Annotated in this window: 2 protein-coding genes; both read left to right on the top strand. The window is 64.9% G+C overall.

Annotated features, from left to right (window positions below):
- Positions 1-81 precede the first annotated feature (81 nt).
- The gene (tnpA, locus tag DH08_RS30145; protein WP_192182897.1) at positions 82-516 is read left to right on the top strand and encodes an IS66-like element accessory protein TnpA; all 435 of its coding nucleotides are present in this window, start codon (positions 82-84) and stop codon (positions 514-516) included.
- A gap of 26 nt (positions 517-542) precedes the next feature.
- A partial coding sequence (tnpB, locus tag DH08_RS30150) for an IS66 family insertion sequence element accessory protein TnpB (protein ID WP_192182898.1) occupies positions 543-755 on the top strand: 213 nt, incomplete at its 3' end.

Below are 755 nucleotides of genomic sequence, written 5' to 3' on the forward strand. Positions count from 1 at the left end.
AGCGGTGTTTCCGGGCCACCTTTCGGGAGTGATCACGATCTGTGAGGTTGCCGATCCTGTATTAGGATCGGAGATAGGCTTGTGTCTGGACTTGACCTTACGCTTGACCCGGAGCGGCGGCCTCGGCGTTTCGAGGTGATCAACGGCGCTGGCGGCCGGCGTCACTGGTTGATGGATGACAAGGCGCGGATCGTCGCGGAGACGCTGGAACCGAACGCAATCATTTCCGAAGTCGCTCGGCGTTATGGTCTCAGGCCGCAGCAGGTGTTCGCTTGGCGGCGCGAAGCGCGCAAACAGGCCGCTTCGGCGCAGCAGGAATCCCCGGCCTTCGTGCCGGCGGTGGTGACGGCGCCGGAACCTGTAGCCAGGCATCCATCGAAGCAGCGGAAACGGAAAGCCACCCGAGACGCCGGCGTGATCGAGCTTGAGATCGACGGCATCGCCATGCGCGTTGGCCGGGGCGCCGACGCCAAGACGGTCGAGGCAGTGATCCGCGCGCTGAAGGCAACAGCGTGATTGGGCCGACGGGTGCGGTCAAGGTCATGGTGGCGACGAAGCCGGTGGACTTCCGCAAAGGCGCGGAGGGGCTGGCCGCGCTGGTGCGCGAGACGATGGGCGCCGATCCGTTCAGCGGCGCGGTCTACGTCTTCCGGGCGAAGCGCACCGACCGGATCAAGCTGATTTTTTGGGACGGCACCGGCGTCTGCCTTTATGCCAAGCGTCTGGAGGATGGGGAGTTCCGCTGGCCGAAAGTA

This window comes from Mesorhizobium amorphae, from assembly GCF_014843845.1.
GTDB lineage: Bacteria > Pseudomonadota > Alphaproteobacteria > Rhizobiales > Rhizobiaceae > Mesorhizobium > Mesorhizobium amorphae_A.